At 60.6% G+C, this 16,396-nt stretch carries 28 protein-coding genes; all 28 read right to left on the bottom strand.

Going from position 1 to position 16,396, the window contains the following annotated elements; translation table 11 throughout:
* Positions 1 to 424: 424 nt before the first annotated feature.
* Positions 425 to 850 (bottom strand): 50S ribosomal protein L17, encoded by a 426-nt coding sequence (gene rplQ, locus RVAN_RS15095; RefSeq protein ID WP_013420578.1) that lies wholly within the window; start codon positions 848 to 850, stop codon positions 425 to 427.
* 57 nt (positions 851 to 907) lie between these two features.
* Positions 908 to 1,948 carry a DNA-directed RNA polymerase subunit alpha gene (locus RVAN_RS15090; RefSeq protein WP_013420577.1) on the bottom strand — a complete coding sequence of 347 codons (1,041 nt, stop codon included), beginning with the start codon at positions 1,946 to 1,948 and terminating at the stop codon, positions 908 to 910.
* Between the two features lie 132 nt (positions 1,949 to 2,080).
* A complete protein-coding gene (gene rpsK, locus RVAN_RS15085; protein ID WP_013420576.1) occupies positions 2,081 to 2,470 on the bottom strand; it encodes a 30S ribosomal protein S11 in 390 nt (129 codons plus the stop codon).
* A gap of 91 nt (positions 2,471 to 2,561) precedes the next feature.
* Entirely contained in the window at positions 2,562 to 2,930 is a 369-nt protein-coding gene (gene rpsM / locus RVAN_RS15080; RefSeq protein WP_013420575.1) for a 30S ribosomal protein S13, read from the bottom strand.
* Positions 2,931 to 3,124: 194 nt separating this feature from the next.
* A complete protein-coding gene (locus RVAN_RS15075; protein WP_013420574.1) occupies positions 3,125 to 3,781 on the bottom strand; it encodes an adenylate kinase in 657 nt (218 codons plus the stop codon).
* The gene (gene secY, locus RVAN_RS15070) at positions 3,778 to 5,100 is read right to left on the bottom strand and encodes a preprotein translocase subunit SecY (RefSeq protein WP_013420573.1); all 1,323 of its coding nucleotides are present in this window, start codon (positions 5,098 to 5,100) and stop codon (positions 3,778 to 3,780) included. Before secY ends, RVAN_RS15075 begins: the two co-directional genes overlap by 4 nt.
* A 138-nt stretch (positions 5,101 to 5,238) precedes the next feature.
* Complete coding sequence (gene rplO, locus RVAN_RS15065; RefSeq protein WP_013420572.1) at positions 5,239 to 5,790, bottom strand: 50S ribosomal protein L15; 552 nt, start codon at positions 5,788 to 5,790, stop codon at positions 5,239 to 5,241.
* 33 nt (positions 5,791 to 5,823) lie between these two features.
* Complete coding sequence (rpmD, locus tag RVAN_RS15060; protein WP_013420571.1) at positions 5,824 to 6,045, bottom strand: 50S ribosomal protein L30; 222 nt, start codon at positions 6,043 to 6,045, stop codon at positions 5,824 to 5,826.
* An 11-nt stretch (positions 6,046 to 6,056) separates the two neighbouring features.
* Complete coding sequence (gene rpsE, locus RVAN_RS15055) at positions 6,057 to 6,638, bottom strand: 30S ribosomal protein S5 (protein ID WP_013420570.1); 582 nt, start codon at positions 6,636 to 6,638, stop codon at positions 6,057 to 6,059.
* Positions 6,639 to 6,683: 45 nt separating this feature from the next.
* Positions 6,684 to 7,046 carry a 50S ribosomal protein L18 gene (rplR, locus tag RVAN_RS15050; RefSeq protein ID WP_013420569.1) on the bottom strand — a complete coding sequence of 121 codons (363 nt, stop codon included), beginning with the start codon at positions 7,044 to 7,046 and terminating at the stop codon, positions 6,684 to 6,686.
* 9 nt (positions 7,047 to 7,055) lie between these two features.
* Positions 7,056 to 7,589 (bottom strand): 50S ribosomal protein L6, encoded by a 534-nt coding sequence (rplF, locus tag RVAN_RS15045; protein WP_013420568.1) that lies wholly within the window; start codon positions 7,587 to 7,589, stop codon positions 7,056 to 7,058.
* Between the two features lie 101 nt (positions 7,590 to 7,690).
* A complete protein-coding gene (gene rpsH / locus RVAN_RS15040; RefSeq protein ID WP_013420567.1) occupies positions 7,691 to 8,089 on the bottom strand; it encodes a 30S ribosomal protein S8 in 399 nt (132 codons plus the stop codon).
* Positions 8,090 to 8,102: 13 nt separating this feature from the next.
* Positions 8,103 to 8,408 carry a 30S ribosomal protein S14 gene (gene rpsN / locus RVAN_RS15035; protein ID WP_013420566.1) on the bottom strand — a complete coding sequence of 102 codons (306 nt, stop codon included), beginning with the start codon at positions 8,406 to 8,408 and terminating at the stop codon, positions 8,103 to 8,105.
* A gap of 17 nt (positions 8,409 to 8,425) precedes the next feature.
* The gene (rplE, locus tag RVAN_RS15030) at positions 8,426 to 8,998 is read right to left on the bottom strand and encodes a 50S ribosomal protein L5 (protein ID WP_013420565.1); all 573 of its coding nucleotides are present in this window, start codon (positions 8,996 to 8,998) and stop codon (positions 8,426 to 8,428) included.
* Positions 8,991 to 9,317, bottom strand: coding sequence for a 50S ribosomal protein L24 (gene rplX, locus RVAN_RS15025; protein WP_013420564.1), 327 nt, complete (start codon positions 9,315 to 9,317; stop codon positions 8,991 to 8,993). The genes rplE and rplX overlap by 8 nt, the downstream gene beginning before the upstream one ends.
* Positions 9,317 to 9,685 carry a 50S ribosomal protein L14 gene (gene rplN / locus RVAN_RS15020; RefSeq protein WP_013420563.1) on the bottom strand — a complete coding sequence of 123 codons (369 nt, stop codon included), beginning with the start codon at positions 9,683 to 9,685 and terminating at the stop codon, positions 9,317 to 9,319. The genes rplX and rplN overlap by 1 nt, the downstream gene beginning before the upstream one ends.
* A 49-nt stretch (positions 9,686 to 9,734) precedes the next feature.
* On the bottom strand, positions 9,735 to 9,989 hold the full coding sequence (gene rpsQ / locus RVAN_RS15015; protein WP_013420562.1) for a 30S ribosomal protein S17: 255 nt from the start codon (positions 9,987 to 9,989) through the stop codon (positions 9,735 to 9,737).
* 11 nt (positions 9,990 to 10,000) lie between these two features.
* A complete protein-coding gene (gene rpmC / locus RVAN_RS15010) occupies positions 10,001 to 10,204 on the bottom strand; it encodes a 50S ribosomal protein L29 (RefSeq protein ID WP_013420561.1) in 204 nt (67 codons plus the stop codon).
* Between the two features lie 7 nt (positions 10,205 to 10,211).
* On the bottom strand, positions 10,212 to 10,643 hold the full coding sequence (rplP, locus tag RVAN_RS15005) for a 50S ribosomal protein L16 (RefSeq protein WP_013420560.1): 432 nt from the start codon (positions 10,641 to 10,643) through the stop codon (positions 10,212 to 10,214).
* Positions 10,644 to 10,702: 59 nt separating this feature from the next.
* Positions 10,703 to 11,467, bottom strand: a complete 765-nt coding sequence (rpsC, locus tag RVAN_RS15000; RefSeq protein ID WP_013420559.1) for a 30S ribosomal protein S3 — start codon at positions 11,465 to 11,467, stop codon at positions 10,703 to 10,705.
* Positions 11,467 to 11,847: a 50S ribosomal protein L22 gene (gene rplV, locus RVAN_RS14995; RefSeq protein ID WP_013420558.1), complete on the bottom strand. Its 381-nt coding sequence runs from the start codon at positions 11,845 to 11,847 to the stop codon at positions 11,467 to 11,469. Before rplV ends, rpsC begins: the two co-directional genes overlap by 1 nt.
* A gap of 2 nt (positions 11,848 to 11,849) precedes the next feature.
* The gene (rpsS, locus tag RVAN_RS14990; RefSeq protein ID WP_013420557.1) at positions 11,850 to 12,128 is read right to left on the bottom strand and encodes a 30S ribosomal protein S19; all 279 of its coding nucleotides are present in this window, start codon (positions 12,126 to 12,128) and stop codon (positions 11,850 to 11,852) included.
* A gap of 8 nt (positions 12,129 to 12,136) precedes the next feature.
* Positions 12,137 to 12,970, bottom strand: coding sequence for a 50S ribosomal protein L2 (gene rplB / locus RVAN_RS14985; RefSeq protein ID WP_013420556.1), 834 nt, complete (start codon positions 12,968 to 12,970; stop codon positions 12,137 to 12,139).
* A gap of 28 nt (positions 12,971 to 12,998) precedes the next feature.
* A complete protein-coding gene (locus RVAN_RS14980; RefSeq protein WP_013420555.1) occupies positions 12,999 to 13,292 on the bottom strand; it encodes a 50S ribosomal protein L23 in 294 nt (97 codons plus the stop codon).
* A complete protein-coding gene (gene rplD / locus RVAN_RS14975; RefSeq protein ID WP_013420554.1) occupies positions 13,289 to 13,909 on the bottom strand; it encodes a 50S ribosomal protein L4 in 621 nt (206 codons plus the stop codon). Before rplD ends, RVAN_RS14980 begins: the two co-directional genes overlap by 4 nt.
* Positions 13,910 to 14,620, bottom strand: a complete 711-nt coding sequence (gene rplC / locus RVAN_RS14970; protein ID WP_013420553.1) for a 50S ribosomal protein L3 — start codon at positions 14,618 to 14,620, stop codon at positions 13,910 to 13,912. It abuts the gene before it with no gap.
* A gap of 161 nt (positions 14,621 to 14,781) precedes the next feature.
* Positions 14,782 to 15,090 carry a 30S ribosomal protein S10 gene (gene rpsJ, locus RVAN_RS14965; protein WP_013420552.1) on the bottom strand — a complete coding sequence of 103 codons (309 nt, stop codon included), beginning with the start codon at positions 15,088 to 15,090 and terminating at the stop codon, positions 14,782 to 14,784.
* Between the two features lie 64 nt (positions 15,091 to 15,154).
* Entirely contained in the window at positions 15,155 to 16,345 is a 1,191-nt protein-coding gene (gene tuf, locus RVAN_RS14960) for an elongation factor Tu (RefSeq protein ID WP_013420551.1), read from the bottom strand.
* Between the last annotated feature and the right edge of the window lie 51 nt (positions 16,346 to 16,396).

The following is a 16,396-nucleotide window of genomic DNA, read 5'->3' as shown; positions in this document are numbered from 1 at the left end:
CCCCAAATGTATTGTTCCACGGCTTCCACAGGCCGCTCGTCATCTCCCGCGCCGAGGATCTCGAACGCGCTTTCTCATGTCTTGCCCTTTGAACTCCGCCGCGAGCGCTCCAGACCCCGTTCCTATCAGATTGCGTCGCATTCGATCGGTATACGGTTTCTTCTTCAAGTTCTGCACGCGGGTTCGCGAAAGAGGACGCCGGCTCGCGAATAACAAACAAAAGCCTGAGGACGCGTGACAAGCGACTCCGCCCTCACTCAGCTTCGCGACGCGCTTGCACGTTTCGCGGCTGGGCTCGCGTGATCGGTAGGGCGGCAAAGAAAAGGGCCGCGCTTGACGGCGCAGCCCGAAATCTGTTTCGTCGAGGCACCCGCCGCGCGGTTGGTAAATGCTGCGGGCGCTTTTCGCGGAGACGCTGGCCCGCTTACGCGGCTTCAGCCTCGTCGTCCTCAACGTCCTGAACGGGACCGGAGTCGAGCCCCTTTGCGCTGGCGTCGCGGTCGACAAGCTCGATCACCGCGAGCGGCGCGTTGTCGCCATACCGGAAGCCCGCCTTGAGAACGCGCGTATAGCCGCCCGGACGGTCCGCATAGCGCGGCGCAAGCGTGGCGAACAGCTTTGCTAACTGGGTCTCGTCGCGAAGACGGGACGCCGCGACGCGACGCGCATGAAGATCACCGCGCTTCGCAAGCGTGATCAGCGCCTCGACGACGCCGCGCAGATCCTTCGCCTTCGGCAGGGTGGTCACGATCTGCTCATGCTTGATAAGAGCAGCCGCCATATTGGCGAACATGGCCTGACGGTGGCTCGCCGTACGATTGAATTTACGACCGGATCTACGGTGACGCATTGTCTCGTCCTCAAAACTTCGCCGCGCCGGACTGCGCCCCGCGGTCTGATTGGTCTGTTAGTAATGGTCCTCGAAGCGCTTCGCCAGTTCTTCGATGTTCTCCGGCGGCCAGTTCGGGACTTCCATGCCGAGATGCAGCCCCATGCCGGCCAGCACCTCTTTGATTTCGTTCAGAGACTTACGCCCGAAATTCGGCGTGCGCAACATCTCCGCTTCGGTCTTCTGGATCAGATCGCCGATGTAGACGATATTGTCGTTCTTCAGGCAGTTCGCCGAACGCACCGAAAGCTCGAGTTCGTCCACCTTCTTCAGCAACGCCGCGTTGAACTCGAGTTGCGGGATGCGCTCCTCGGCAACTTCCTTGCGCGGCTCTTCGAAGTTCACAAAGATCGACAGCTGATCCTGAATGATGCGAGCCGCGAGTGCCACAGCGTCTTCCGGAGACACCGCGCCGTTCGTCTCGACATCGAGCGTCAGCTTGTCGTAATCAAGGATCTGCCCTTCGCGCGTGTTCGCGATGCGGTACGAGACCTTCTTGACCGGGCTGTAAAGGCTATCTACGGGGATGAGGCCAATTGGCGCGTCATCCGGGCGATTGCGCTCGGCGGGCACATACCCCTTGCCGATGGCCGCTGTCAGCTCCATACGGACAGTCGCGCCTTCGTCGAGCGTGCAGAGGACATGGTCGGGATTGAGGATTTCAACATCCGGACCGGCCTCGATGTCGCGCGCGCGGGCCACGCCGGGGCCTTCCTTGCGCAGAACCATGCGCTTCACACCCTCGGAGTGAATGCGGAGGGCGACTTCCTTGACGTTCAGCACGATGTCGGTGACGTCTTCGCGAACGCCCGGGATGGACGAGAACTCGTGCAGCACGCCGTCGATATGAATAGTCGTGACAGCGCCGCCTTGAAGAGACGAAAGCAGCACGCGGCGCAGCGCGTTGCCGAGCGTCAGCCCGAAACCGCGCTCAAGCGGCTCCGCGACAATTGAAGCCACGTATTTCGGATTCGCCCCGGGGACCACATTGATCTTACCCGGCTTGATGAGATCCTGCCAATTCTTGTTAAGCACGTTTCTTTCCTTATACGGCGGCATCGAACGCGAGGTTCCCCGCGCTCGTTAATTCATACGAAGCTTGCCCTAGCCTCGACTCGCGCCACCCGTCAAAACGGCGGCACGCCGGAAATGCAAAAAGTCTCTCCGCCGGGAAGGCCCGACATCGCAACCCTAAACGCGACGGCGCTTGCGCGGGCGGCAGCCATTGTGCGGGATCGGAGTCACGTCACGGATCGACGTCACCTGAAAACCGCAAGCCTGAAGCGCACGCAAAGCCGACTCACGTCCCGAACCCGGGCCGCTCACCTCGATCTCGATCGTGCGCATGCCATGCTCCTGTGCCTTGCGGCCTGCGTCTTCGGCGGCGACCTGCGCTGCATAGGGCGTCGATTTACGCGAACCCTTGAAGCCCATAGCGCCAGAAGACGACCAGGAAATCGCATTTCCCTGCGCGTCGGTGATCGTGATCATCGTGTTGTTGAAGCTCGCATTCACGTGCGCAACGCCCGATGCAATATTTTTCTTCTCGCGGCGTTTGACGCGCGCTTTTTCCTTCGCCATCGTCCCAGTCCCAAAAAATCGAAGCTACAACGCGATCTTCAAATCCGACGTGATGCCGGAAGAAGACCGCGCCACCTTCAAAAGCCAGCCCTTACTTCTTTTTACCGGCGATAGGCTTGGCCGGACCTTTCCGCGTGCGCGCGTTTGTATGCGTCCGCTGGCCGCGCACAGGCAGCCCACGGCGATGCCGAAGGCCGCGATAGCAGCCCAAATCCATCAGCCGCTTGATGTTCATCGCAACTTCGCGACGAAGATCGCCCTCGACAACATAGTCGCGGTCGATGACTTCGCGGATTTGCAGGATCTCTGCGTCGCTCAGCTCATTAACCCGGCGTTCCACCGGGATGCTTACCTTGTCACAGATTTCCTTCGCGTATTTCGCGCCGATGCCATGGATGTAGCGAAGGCCGATTTCAACGCGCTTATTGGAAGGGATGTTCACACCCGCGATACGTGCCACGTGGTCCTCGTCGTGTTGCTAAGTTCGAGCGGGTGTCCGCTCATACTATAAATAAGACAACGGCTCCTGCGAGGCGAAAACCTCCAGGCGACCGCAGATCATGAGCCAAGGGCGCCAATATAGTCACCCTTTGCCAATAAGTCCAGCCGCGAATGCGCAAGAACGTCTGCGAACGATCTTGCGCTGCGCGGGCCTCAGCCCGCCGCGCCCAGGATGTCGTTCATCTGACGCGTTACCGTTTCAATGGGCGCGTCGCCATTAACCGTCTTCAGCTTGCCCTGCGCCTTGTAGAAGTCGACCAGCGGCTTCGTCTGCGTGTGGTAGACCTCAAGGCGCTCCTTCACCGTTTCCGGCTTGTCGTCCGAGCGCCGCTTGAACGCTGTGCCGCCGCAACGGTCACAGGTGTTCTCAGCCTTCGGAAGGCGGAAGAAGTCGTTGTAAACCTCACCGCAGCTCCCGCACGTAAAACGACCTGCGATCCGCTTGACGAGAAGATCGTCCGGCACATCCACAAGAATCACCGCCCCAATCGTCTTGCCGTGCTTCGTGAGAAATACGTCGAGTTCCTCAGCCTGCTGATTTGTCCGCGGAAACCCGTCGAGAATGAAACCCGGCTTGTCCGCGGGGAAGTTTTCCAGCGTCTCGAAGACAACGCCCATGACGACCTCGTCCGGGACAAGCTGGCCGCTTTCCATATAGGATTTCGCCAACTTGCCGACCTCGGTGCCGTTCGTAACAGCCGCTCGCAGCATGTCTCCCGACGAAAGCTGCTTGAGGTCGAAATTATCTTCGAGATATTTCGACTGCGTGCCCTTGCCGGAGCCGGGAGGCCCAAGCAGAATAATGTTCATCGACGTTTCGCTCCCCTAAGCTTCGCCTTCTTGATGAGGCCCTCATACTGGTGTGCCAGAAGATGGCTCTGCACCTGGGCGACCGTATCCATCGTAACACTGACCACGATCAGAAGCGAAGTGCCGCCAAAGTAGAACGGCGCCTGCATCTGGTAAGACAGGACTTCAGGCAGGATACACACCGCCGAGACATAAGCCGCGCCCACGAGCGTGATGCGGGTCATCACATATTCGATGTATTCCGCCGTCCGCTGCCCTGGACGAATGCCGGGGATGAACCCGCCATACTTCTTGAGGTTCTCGGCCGTGTCCTTCGGGCTGATCACGATAGGCGTATAGAAGAAGCAGAAGAAAACGATCAGAGCGATATAAAACAGGATATGGAGCGGCTGCCCCGGCCCGAACAACGTCAGTACCTGATTCAGCGTCTCGGACGACTTGCCGACGATCTGCTCGATGGTGGCGGGCAGGTAGAGAAGCGTGGAGGCGAAGATCGGCGGGATAACGCCCGAGGCGTTCAGCTTTAGCGGAAGATGCGAGCTGTCGCCCTGGAACATACGGTTGCCGACCTGGCGCTTCGGATACTGGATCGTCAGCTTGCGCTGCGCACGCTCGAAGAAGACAACGACCGTCACCACTGCGACCATCATCACGAACAGCCCGAGGATGACGGCGGGAGAAAGCACGCCGCTACGGCCTTGTTCGAGGATGCGATAGAGCGCGGTCGGCATTTCCGCCACGATACCCGCGAAGATGATGAGCGATGCGCCGTTGCCGATGCCGCGCGCCGTGATCTGTTCGCCAAGCCACACGAGGAACATCGTGCCGCCCACGAGCGAAACGACCGTCGTGAGCTGGAAGAACCAGCCCGGTTCGAGCGCAGAGCTGTTCAACCCCTGCGCGGTCAGCGTCGCCTGTACGGTCGCGATCACCACAGTGAGGTATCGCGTGTACTGGTTGATCTGCTTGCGGCCGGACTCACCTTCTTTTTTCAGCGTTTCAAGCGTCGGAATAACCGACGTCAGCAACTGAATGATGATCGACGCCGTGATGTACGGCATGATGTTCAGAAGGAAGATCGCCGAACGGGAAAGAGCACCACCCGAGAATACGTTCAGCATCCCGAACACGGTGTTCGGAGCGCTTTCGAACAGCTTCGCAAGCAGCGCGGTGTCGATCCCGGGCAGCGGTATGAACGTGCCGAGCCGATAGATCAGCAAGGCGCCGAGCGTAAACAAGAGCCGCTGCTTGAGTTCGCCGGCTTTTGCAAACGTCGAAAATTTTAGGTTAGCGGCGAGTTGTTCCGCTGCGGAAACCATGACTGCGACTCCGGTTGCGGCGCTTGGGGCGCGGGTGCGCCCGGAGCGTCTGCGCGAGTTTAGCTCGTTAATTCGTCACTGTTATAGCTCACAGAGCCGTGCGAACGATCCGGTGTCGTGGAACGTAGCGCGGCCAAATCAGTCTGCCTTGGGAGCGCGGGCTTCGCGCTTCGCCTGCGCCGCCCTGCGACGCACAGCGCGCTTGCCATCACCGGCGAGACGGTCCTCGCGCGGCATGGTGATCTCCACCGATCCGCCAGCAGCTTCGACCGCCTTGACCGCAGCCTCGGACGCCTTCGCGACCTTGAAGGTCAGCTTCGACTTCACTTCACCGCGAGCGAGAAGCCGCACGCCGTCGCGCTCGCGCCGGACCGCGCCGCTCTCGACGAGAGCCTCGGCATCGATCACCTTGGAGGCGTCGAGCTTGCCAGCGTCGATGGCTTCCTGAACCCTGTCGAGGTTGATGTGCGCGAACTCCAAGCGGAATATATTGTTGAAGCCCCGCTTCGGCAGACGCATGTGGATGGGCATCTGCCCACCTTCGAAGCCCTTGATGGCCACGCCCGAGCGAGCCTTCTGACCCTTGACGCCGCGGCCGCCCGTCTTGCCCTTGCCGGAGCCGATGCCGCGTCCGACGCGGATGCGGTCCTTCGTGGCACCGGGATTATCTCTCAACTCGTTCAGCTTCATTATTCCGTCTCCGGGCGGCGCGTCGCGCTTCCCTTATCGCTTTTTTGCGTCCACCGGCACACCGTTTTCTTCAACGATGCGCACGAGATGCGAAACCTTGTTGATCATGCCGCGGATGGCCGGATTATCGACCACGACCTTGCGGCGGTGCATCTTGTTCAGGCCAAGCCCGATCAGCGTCTCACGCTGGTCGAACGGCCTGCGGATCGGGCTGCCGATCTGCTCGATGGTGAGCGTCTTCTTCGCTTCCGCCATGATCGCCTCCCTTACGCCTCGGCCTGAGCGGAGACTTGGCCTTCCGCGCCATCACGACGACGGGTGACGATCTCGCTCACCTTCTTGCCGCGACGCGCCGCGACTCCGCGCGGGCTGTCTTCATGCTTCAGCGCGTCGAATGTTGCGCGAACCATGTTGTAGGGGTTCGACGTTCCGATCGACTTCGCCACGACATCCTGAACGCCCAGTGTCTCGAAGACGGCGCGCATCGGCCCGCCCGCGATGATACCGGTGCCGGGAGGCGCCGCGCGGAGGAACACCTTGCCCGCACCGTGATGGCCATGCACGTCATGATGTAACGTACGGCCTTCACGCAGCGGAACGCGGATAAGATTGCGCTTCGCGGAGTCGGTCGCCTTCTTGATGGCGTCCGGCACTTCACGCGCCTTGCCGTGGCCAAAGCCGACGCGACCCTTCTGGTCACCTACGACGACGAGAGCCGCAAAACCGAAGCGACGACCGCCCTTCACCACTTTGGCGACGCGGTTGATATGAACGAGCTTGTCCACGAATTCGCTGTCGCGATCATCGCGGTCCCGTTCTCTGCCTCTATCACGTGGATCACGAGCCACGAGCGTACCCTTTCATTTGTCTCAGGCCAAAGCCCGAGGCGTATATTAGAAGTTCAACCCAGCTTCGCGAGCGGCGTCTGCGAGCGCCTTAACGCGGCCGTGATACATGTAGCCACCGCGATCGAAGACGACATCCTTGATGCCGGCCTTGATTGCGCGTTCTGCGAGAAGCTTGCCAACCGCCGCAGCTGCGGCGACATCGGTGCCCTTCGACAGGTTGCTCTTGAAATCGGCGTCGAGGCTCGAAGCCGAAGCGAGCGTGTATCCCTTCGTGTCGTCGATAATCTGAGCGTAGATATTCTTCGACGAACGGAACACGGACAGGCGAGGACGGTCGCCCTGCGCCCGGCGCAGGCTGCGACGAACGCGAGCCTTGCGGCGATCGTAACTGGAGAGCGGAGAGGCCATCGTTCGTCCCTACTTCTTCTTGCCTTCTTTGCGCTGAATGTACTCGCCCTGATAGCGAACGCCCTTGCCCTTGTAAGGCTCGGGACCGCGGAAACCGCGAATTTCAGCCGCTACCTGGCCGACCTTGTCCTTCTCGATGCCGGAGATCGTAATCTCGGTCGGCTTCGGGACGACAACGTTGATGCCCTCCGGAATGGCATACAGCACGTCGTGGCTATAGCCAAGCTGGAGCTTCAGCGCTTTGCCGTCCATCGCGGCGCGATAACCGACGCCGGTGATTTCGAGCGTGCGGCTGAAACCATTCGTCGTGCCGACCACGAGGTTTTCCACCAGGGAGCGCGACATGCCCCACATCGAGCGGGCGCGCTTGGAGTCGGTTCTGGGCTTGACGGAAATAGCACCGTCTTCCAGCTTCACCTCGACGTCGTCGACGAGCGTGAGCGAAAGCTGACCTTTCGGCCCCTTCACCGTCACTGTCTGTCCTTCAACCGTCGCCGTCACGTTCTTCGGGACGGGGACCGGCTTCTTGCCAATTCGGGACATCGTCCAAAACCTTCTTCTTCTTCCTGCTGCTCCGGCCAAGACCACCTATCAGGGTCTCGCCGGCCGTTCAGAAACTTACGCTGTCGTGCTCCAGCCTTGGCTTAGAACACGCTGCACAAAATCTCGCCGCCGACATTCTCGGCCCGGGCCCGCGTATCCGACATCACGCCCTTCGGCGTGGAGAGGATCGCGACGCCGAGACCATTCGCGATGGTCGGCAGATCTTGCACGCTCGAATAGACGCGGCGGCCGGGGGTCGAAACGCGCTTGATATCACGAATGACGGGAGCGCCATCATAATATTTCAGCTCGATCTCGAATTCGGTCTTGCCACCGCCATACTCGATTTCAGCATAGCCGCGGATATAGCCTTCTTCCCGGAGAACGTCGAGGACGCGCGCGCGCAGCTTCGACGCAGGGGTCGAGACCTTGGGCCTGCTACGCATCTGCGCATTGCGAATCCGCGTCAGCATATCGCCCAGTGGATCGGAAACCGTCATTGTTCTGTGATCCCTACCAGCTCGACTTCACCAAACCGGGGATAAGTCCCTGATTACCCAATTCACGCAGCGCGATACGCGACATCCTCAGCTTGCGGTAGAAACCGCGCGGACGTCCCGTTACTTCGCAGCGGTTGCGGATGCGCGTTGGCGAGCCATTCCGGGGAAGCTGCGCGAGCTTGAGGCGCGCCGCAAAGCGCTCCTCCATCGGCAAATCCTTGTCGGTCGCGATCGCTTTCAGCTCCGAGCGCTTTTCCGCATCACGCGCCGCTATGCGCCGACGCTTGTTGTTGCGCTCGATCATGCCTGTCTTAGCCATGGTGCTCCTCCCTCGCCCTACTGCCGGAAGGGGAAGTTGAATTGTTTCAGAAGTGCGCGAGCCTCGTCGTCCGTCTCGGCCGTGGTGCACACGATGATGTCCATGCCCCAGATCTGCTCGACCTTGTCGTAGTCGATTTCCGGGAAAATGATGTGCTCCTTGACGCCCAGCGCGTAGTTGCCGCGCCCGTCGAAGCTCTTTGCATTCAGACCGCGAAAGTCCTTGACGCGCGGCAGGGCAATCGTAACGAGCCTGTCAAGGAACTCGTACATGCGCGCCTTGCGAAGCGTGACCTTGCAGCCGATCGCCATGTTTTCGCGCAGCTTGAAGCCTGCAATGGACTTGCGCGACTTGGTCATGACCGGCTTCTGGCCAGCGATGAGAGTCATATCGCGCGTCGCCTGCTCGACCTTCTTGCGGTCTGCCGTCGCCTCGCCGATGCCCATATTGAGCACGACCTTCGTGATCTCAGGAACCCGCATGGGGTTCGAGTACTTGAACTCTTCCATCAGGGCCGGACGCGCGACCTCGATGTAGCGTGTCTTGAGCCGGGGCACGTACCCGTTCGTGGCTTCCGCTTGCTTAGTCATCGATCGTCTCGCCCGAGCGCTTGGCAACCCGCACCTTGCGCCCGTCATCCAGGATTTTAAAACCGACGCGCGTAGCCGATCCGTCCTTCGGATCTTCCAGCGCGATATTCGAAATGTGAATCGGCGCTTCCTTGGCGACGATGCCGCCTTCCTGCGCAGCCGACTGCTTCTGGTGACGCTGGACGACGTTAACGCCCTGCACCACTGCGCGATTTTCGGTCGGGAACACCTTCACGACTTCGCCGTGCTTGCCCTTGTCGCGCCCCGTCAGGACGACGACCTTGTCGCCTTTTTTGATTTTCAGCTTAGGCTGCGTCATTACAGCACCTCAGGCGCAAGCGAGATGATTTTCATATGCTGCTTCGCGCGGAGTTCGCGCGGCACCGGTCCGAAAATGCGCGTACCGATCGGCTCGCGCTGGTTGTTGATGAGTACGGCGGCGTTCGAATCGAAGCGGATCACGCTGCCATCGGGACGGCGCACCGGAAATGACGTGCGCACGATCACCGCCTTCATCACCTGGCCCTTTTTCACGCGGCCCTTCGGGATGGCTTCCTTCACGCTGACGACGATGATATCGCCAATCGTGGCCGTCCGACGCATCGAGCCGCCGAGCACCTTGATGCACATGACCCGGCGCGCGCCGCTGTTGTCGGCGACATCCAGATTAGTTTGCATCTGTATCATTGCAGTTCACCTTTCAGACGAGGAAGCTCTTGGCCCGCCCCGCGTTCAATCACTCAGACGATGGTCCGGATGTCGCCGGATCGAGGACGACCCACCGCTTGTTTTTCGAAATCGGAGCACTCTCCTGAATGCGAACCATGTCGCCCTCATGGAAGGTGTTGTTCTCATCGTGCGCATGATACTTCTTCGTCAGGCGCACTGTCTTTTTCAGAACCGGGTGCGTCAGACGGCGTTCGACCTGCACGACAACGGTCTTGTCGTTCTTGTCCGAGACTACCACACCCTGCAAAACGCGCTTCGGCATTTTCTTCTTCCTTAACTTTGCGCTTCGGCGACGCGCTTCTCGCGCTCGACCGTCTTGATACGCGCAATGGTGCGCCGGACGTCTCTGACGCGCGCCGTGTTGTTCAACTGCGACGACGCCTTCTGAAAGCGAAGGTTGAACTGCTCGCGCTTCAGCTTGATAAGTTCGTCCTCAAGCTGATCCAGCGTGAATTTGCGAATGTCTTCGAGTTTCATGGCCGCCTTATTCCTTCACAGCCGCGATTTCGCCGAGACGCACAACCACGCGGGTGCGGATCGGCAGCTTCGCCGCGCCGAGACGCAGAGCCTCGCGAGCGGTTTCCTCGCCGACACCATCGATCTCGAACATGATCTTGCCCGGCTTGACGCGCGCCGCCCAGAATTCCGGCGAGCCCTTGCCCTTACCCATACGGACTTCAGTCGGCTTCTTTGAAACCGGCAGGTCCGGGAATATGCGGATCCAGACGCGTCCCGCGCGCTTCATCTGGCGGGTGATCGCGCGGCGAGCCGCCTCGATCTGCCGCGCCGTCACGCGTTCCGGTTCCAGAGCCTTCAGGCCGTAACTGCCAAAGTTAAGCGAAGTGCCGCCTTTGGCATTGCCATTCATCCGGCCTTTGAAGGCCTTCCTGAACTTTGTTTTCTTCGGTTGCAGCATCGCTCACACCATGATCCAAAGCCGCGCCAAACAAGGCTGCGGGTCTTAAGCCTTTTCGTTTAGCGGTCGCGATCGCGTCCGCCGCGATCTCGATCACCACGATCACGACGCGGGCCGCGTCCTTCCGGACGACCACCGCCCGGACCGCCGCTCTCCTGGCTTTCCAGAGACCGACGCTCCTGAGCCATCGGATCGTGCTCAAGGATTTCGCCCTTGAAGATCCAGACCTTCACGCCGATCACGCCATAAGCGGTCTCAGCTACGGCCGTTCCGTAGTCGATGTCGGCGCGCAGCGTATGAAGCGGCACGCGGCCATCGAGATACCATTCCATGCGCGCGATTTCCGCGCCGCCGAGACGGCCCGCAACGTAGATGCGCACGCCCTGAGCGCCGAGACGGAGCGCCGACTGCGTCGCGCGCTTCATGGCGCGGCGGAACGCAACGCGGCGTTCGAGCTGCTGGGCGATGCCTTCAGCAGCGAGCGTCGCGTCAAGCTCGGGCTTCCGAACTTCGACGATATTCAGGTACACTTCAGACGTCGTGAACTTCGCAAGCTGGCCACGAAGCTTCTCGATATCCGCGCCCTTCTTGCCGATCAGAATGCCCGGGCGAGCCGTGTGCACCGTCACGCGGCACTTGCGGTGCGGGCGCTCGATGACAACCTTTGAGATGCCCGCCTGACGGCGCTGCTTCATAATGAACTCGCGGATGCGGAAGTCTTCGTGCAGAAGCCTCCCGTATTCCCCCTTGTCCGCGTACCAGCGGCTATCCCAGGTGCGGTTAATGCCGAGCCGCAGCCCGATCGGGTTGACTTTCTGACCCATTAGGCCTGCTCCTGAACTTCTCTCACAACCACGGTGAGTTGCGAAAACGGCTTCTCGATGCGACCCATGCGACCGCGGGCGCGGGCATGAAAGCGCTTCAGCACGAGGTTCTTGCCCACATAGGCTTCGGCGACGATGAGCTGATCGACGTCGAGATTGTGGTTGTTCTCGGCATTCGCGATGGCCGATTGAAGCGTCTTCTTCACGTCCTGCGCGATGCGCTTGCGAGAGAAGGTGAGGTCTGCGAGAGCCTTGTCCACCTTCTTGCCGCGAATGAGCTGGGCGACGAGGTTCAGCTTCTGCGGGCTCACACGAAGCGAGCGCGCCACAGCCTGAGCCTCGTTGTCCTTGATCCGCCGCTCTGTTTTCGGTTTCGACATGGCTACCTCTTCTTCGCCTTCTTATCGGCGGAGTGGCCGTAATAAGTGCGCGTGGGCGAGAACTCGCCGAACTTGTGGCCCACCATATCCTCGGAGACGAGCACCGGGATATGCTTCTGGCCATTGTGAACGGCGAAGGTCAAGCCGACGAACTGCGGCAGGATCGTCGAACGCCGGCTCCAGATCTTGATCGGCGCGTTGGATTTCTTATCGCGGGCGGAATCCGCCTTGGCGATCACGTAGCCGTCGACAAACGGCCCTTTCCAGACTGAGCGTGTCATCGCGGCCTCTACTTCTTCTTCACGTGGCGGGCGCGGACGATAAACTTATCCGTGCGAATGTTCTTACGGGTACGATTACCCTTAGTGCCCTTGCCCCACGGGGTGACGGGATGACGGCCACCCGAAGTGCGCCCTTCACCACCGCCGTGCGGATGGTCGATCGGGTTCATGGCGACGCCGCGAACGCTCGGACGCTTGCCGAGCCAGCGGTTGCGGCCCGCCTTGCCCAAACTCTGGTTCGAATTGTCGGGGTTTGACACAGCGCCAACGGTAGCCATGCATTCCGCCTGAACCATGCGCATCTCGCCGGAGTTAAGGCGAAGAATTGCCATGCCCTGGTCGCGACCGACGAGCTGCGCGTAGCAGCCTGCGGAACGCGCAATCTGACCACCCTTGCCGAGCTTCATCTCGACATTGTGGATGATGGTGCCGATCGGCATGTTGGCCAGCGGCATCGCGTTGCCGGGCTTCACGTCGACCTTGTTGCCAGAGACGACCTTGTCGCCAACATTCAGGCGCTGCGGCGCGAGGATGTAGGACAACTCGCCGTCTTCGTACTTGATCAGCGCGATGAAGGCCGTCCGGTTGGGATCGTATTCCAGCCTTTCGACCGTCGCCGCGATATCGAACTTGCGCCGCTTGAAGTCCACGAGGCGGTAGTTGCGCTTGTGACCGCCGCCGCGACGCCGCGAAGTGATGCGACCGTGCACGTTCCGACCGGCGCTTTCGGCGCGCCCCTCGGTCAGCGCCTTCACCGGCTTGCCCTTCCACAGCTGGGAACGGTCGACCAGCACGAGCTGGCGAAGACCCGGCGTTATGGGGTTGAATTTCTTTAATGCCATGGCGAATGCGCCCTTACCGAAGTCTGCCTTACAGCGTTGTCGTTATATCAATCGTTTGGCCCTCTTTCAGGGTCACGATCGCTTTCTTGAAATCGCTCTGCTGGCCTTTGACGCCCTTGAACCGCTTGACCTTGCCCTTGCGGATAAGGGTGTTGACGGCCAGGACGTTGACACTGAAGAGACGCTCGATGGCCTCCTTGATGTCTGGCTTCGTTGCGTCGATCGCCACCTTGAACACCACCTGGTTGTTCTCGGAGACCAGCGTGGACTTCTCGGTGATGATCGGCGAGCGGATCACGTCGTAGAGTTCTTCTTCCCTCATTTGAACCGCTCCTCCAGCGCTTCGAGCGCCGCGCGGGTCAGCACGAGCTTCTCCCGGCGCAGAATGTCATATACGTTGATGCCCTGCACCGGCAGCACATCCACGTTCGGAATGTTGCGCGCGGCAAGTGCGAAATTATCCTGCAACACGGCGCCGTCGATGATCAACGCATTCGACAGGCCGAGGCCCGCGAACTTGCCGCGAAGCTGCGCGGTCTTGGCCTCGGTGACTTCCGCCTTGTCGAGCACGACGAGCGCATCCGACTTAGCCTTAACCGAAAGCGCATGCTTCAGCGCCAATGCGCGCACCTTTTTAGGCAAGTCATGCGCGTGGCTGCGCGGGACCGGACCGGCGGTGCGACCACCACCGCGAAACTGCGGCGGCTTGTCGTTGCCGTGGCGAGCCTGGCCGGTGCCCTTCTGCTTGTAGATCTTCTTGTTAGGACCGTTCACTTCGCTGCGTGCCTTGGCCTTATGCGTGCCAGCCTGGCGCTTCGACAGCTGATAACGGACCATACGTTGCAGAATGTCCGTGCGCGGCTCGAGCGCGAACACTGCATCGTCCAATTCCACGCTTCCTGCATTGGAAGCGTCAAGGGTGATGACTTCCGCCTTCATTTATGCCCCCGCTCCCGCAGTCGCGGTGTCGTTGTTGACTTTGCGGAACGCGCCCGGAACCGGGACGTCCTTCGGAAGAGGCTTCTTCACGGCGTCCTTGACCATGACCCAGCCGCCTTTTGCGCCGGGAACGGCGCCGCGGATAAGAAGGAGGCCGCGTTCGACGTCCGTCCTCACCACCTGCAGGTTCTGCGTGGTGACGCGATCGACGCCCATATGACCGGCCATCTTCTTGCCCTTGAAGGTCTTGCCCGGATCCTGACGGTTACCGGTCGAACCATGAGAGCGGTGCGAGATCGAAACACCGTGAGTAGCGCGCAAGCCGCCGAAATTCCAGCGCTTCATCGCGCCAGCGAAGCCTTTGCCGATGCTCGTGCCGATCACATCGACGAACTGACCGGCCAGAAAATGATCCGCAGTCAGCTCCGCGCCGACCTCGATGACATTTTCCGGCGTCACGCGGAACTCGACCACTTTCGCCTTCGGCTCAACCTGAGCCTTCGCAAAATGGCCACGCTCGGCGCGCGTCACGTTCTTGACCTTCCGCGACCCCGCGCCGACCTGAATCGCCGTGTATCCGTTCGCTTCCTGCGTCCGGTGCGCGATCACCTGGCATTGATCGAGTTTCAACACCGTAACGGGCACATGTTCGCCCGCCTCGGTGAAGATTCGCGTCATGCCAACCTTCTGTGCCAACAATCCCGATCGCATCGGTCTGCCTCAGTTTCCTTCGCCGCCATCGAAAGCGGCTGAATCCTTTGTTCAACTCCCGCCATCCGCTCCTGCGGTCGGCGTATCCAACGTGCTGCGCGGGCTCGGCCCAATTTCCCGCTATCGGGGGTGCAGCGTCATAAAACCTTCAGCGACAGGCGCTAAAGCTTGATCTCAACATCCACGCCCGCCGCGAGGTCGAGCTTCATGAGCGCATCAACCGTCTGCGGAGTCGGATCGACGATATCGATCAGGCGCTTGTGGGTGCGCATTTCGAACTGCTCGCGGCTCTTCTTGTCGATGTGCGGCGAGCGGTTCACGGTGTACCGCTCGATGCGTGTCGGGAGCGGGATCGGCCCGTGCACATCCGCACCCGTCCGCTTCGCGGTATTGACAATCTCCTTCGTGGAGGCGTCGAGCACGCGGTGGTCGAACGCCTTCAGCCGGATGCGAATGGTTTGGCCTGCCATATCAAACTCCCAATAGAAGAGGCGCTCCGTTCTTGGAGCGCCCGCTCCGTCGTCCCTTTAATAATTACTTAATGATGCTGGCAACCACGCCGGCGCCGACAGTACGGCCACCTTCGCGGATAGCAAAGCGCAGCTTTTCTTCCATGGCGATCGGCACGATCAGCTCGACTTCCATCGAGACGTTATCGCCCGGCATCACCATTTCGGTGCCTTCCGGCAGCTGAACCACACCCGTCACGTCCGTTGTACGGAAGTAGAACTGCGGGCGATAGTTCGTGAAGAACGGCGTGTGACGACCGCCTTCTTCCTTCGTGAGAATGTAGGCTTCCGCCGTGAACTTGGTGTGCGGCGTGACCGAGCCGGGCTTGCAAAGCACCTGGCCGCGCTCAACCGCTTCGCGGTCGATACCACGGAGCAGACAGCCCACGTTGTCGCCAGCTTCGCCCTGATCGAGCAGCTTGCGGAACATTTCAACGCCCGTGACGATCGACTTGACGGTCGGCTTGATGCCGACGATCTCGATTTCTTCGCCGACCTTGATCACACCGCGTTCGATACGGCCCGTCACCACCGTGCCGCGTCCCGAGATCGAGAACACGTCTTCGATCGGCATCAGGAACGGCTGGTCGCGCGGACGTTCGGGCAGCGGAATATGAGCGTCGACTTCTTCCATCAGCTTGATGATCGCTTCGCGGCCGATTTCGCCAGCATCGCCATCAAGCGCGGCCTTGGCCGAGCCCTTCACGATCGGGATGTCGTCACCCGGGAAGTCGTATTTCGAAAGCAACTCGCGGATTTCGAGTTCAACGAGTTCAAGCAGCTCCGGATCGTCCAGCAGGTCGACCTTGTTCATGAACACGACGAGCGCCGGCACGCCGACCTGACGGGCGAGCAGGATATGCTCGCGGGTCTGCGGCATCGGGCCGTCGGCGGCGGACACGACGAGAATCGCTCCGTCCATCTGGGCAGCGCCGGTGATCATGTTCTTCACGTAGTCGGCGTGGCCGGGGCAGTCGACGTGCGCATAGTGACGGTTGGCGGTCTCGTATTCGACGTGACTGGTCGAGATCGTGATGCCGCGTGCCTTCTCTTCAGGCGCCTTGTCGATCTGGTCGTAAGCCGTAAACGTCGCGCCGCCGGTCTCAGCCAGCACCTTCGTGATCGCGGCCGTCAGCGACGTCTTGCCATGGTCCACGTGACCGATGGTGCCGATGTTCAGATGCGGCTTGCTGCGCGAGAATTTTGCCTTGGCCATGTGGCTCTCCGTTCTTCCTCTTTCATCCCGAACTAGAGACTAGGTCGGTCT

Source organism: Rhodomicrobium vannielii ATCC 17100, from assembly GCF_000166055.1.
Classification (GTDB): Bacteria; Pseudomonadota; Alphaproteobacteria; order Rhizobiales; family Rhodomicrobiaceae; genus Rhodomicrobium; species Rhodomicrobium vannielii.
Note: the sequence above shows the minus strand (reverse complement) of the source record. Positions and strands in the feature narration are given on the sequence as shown.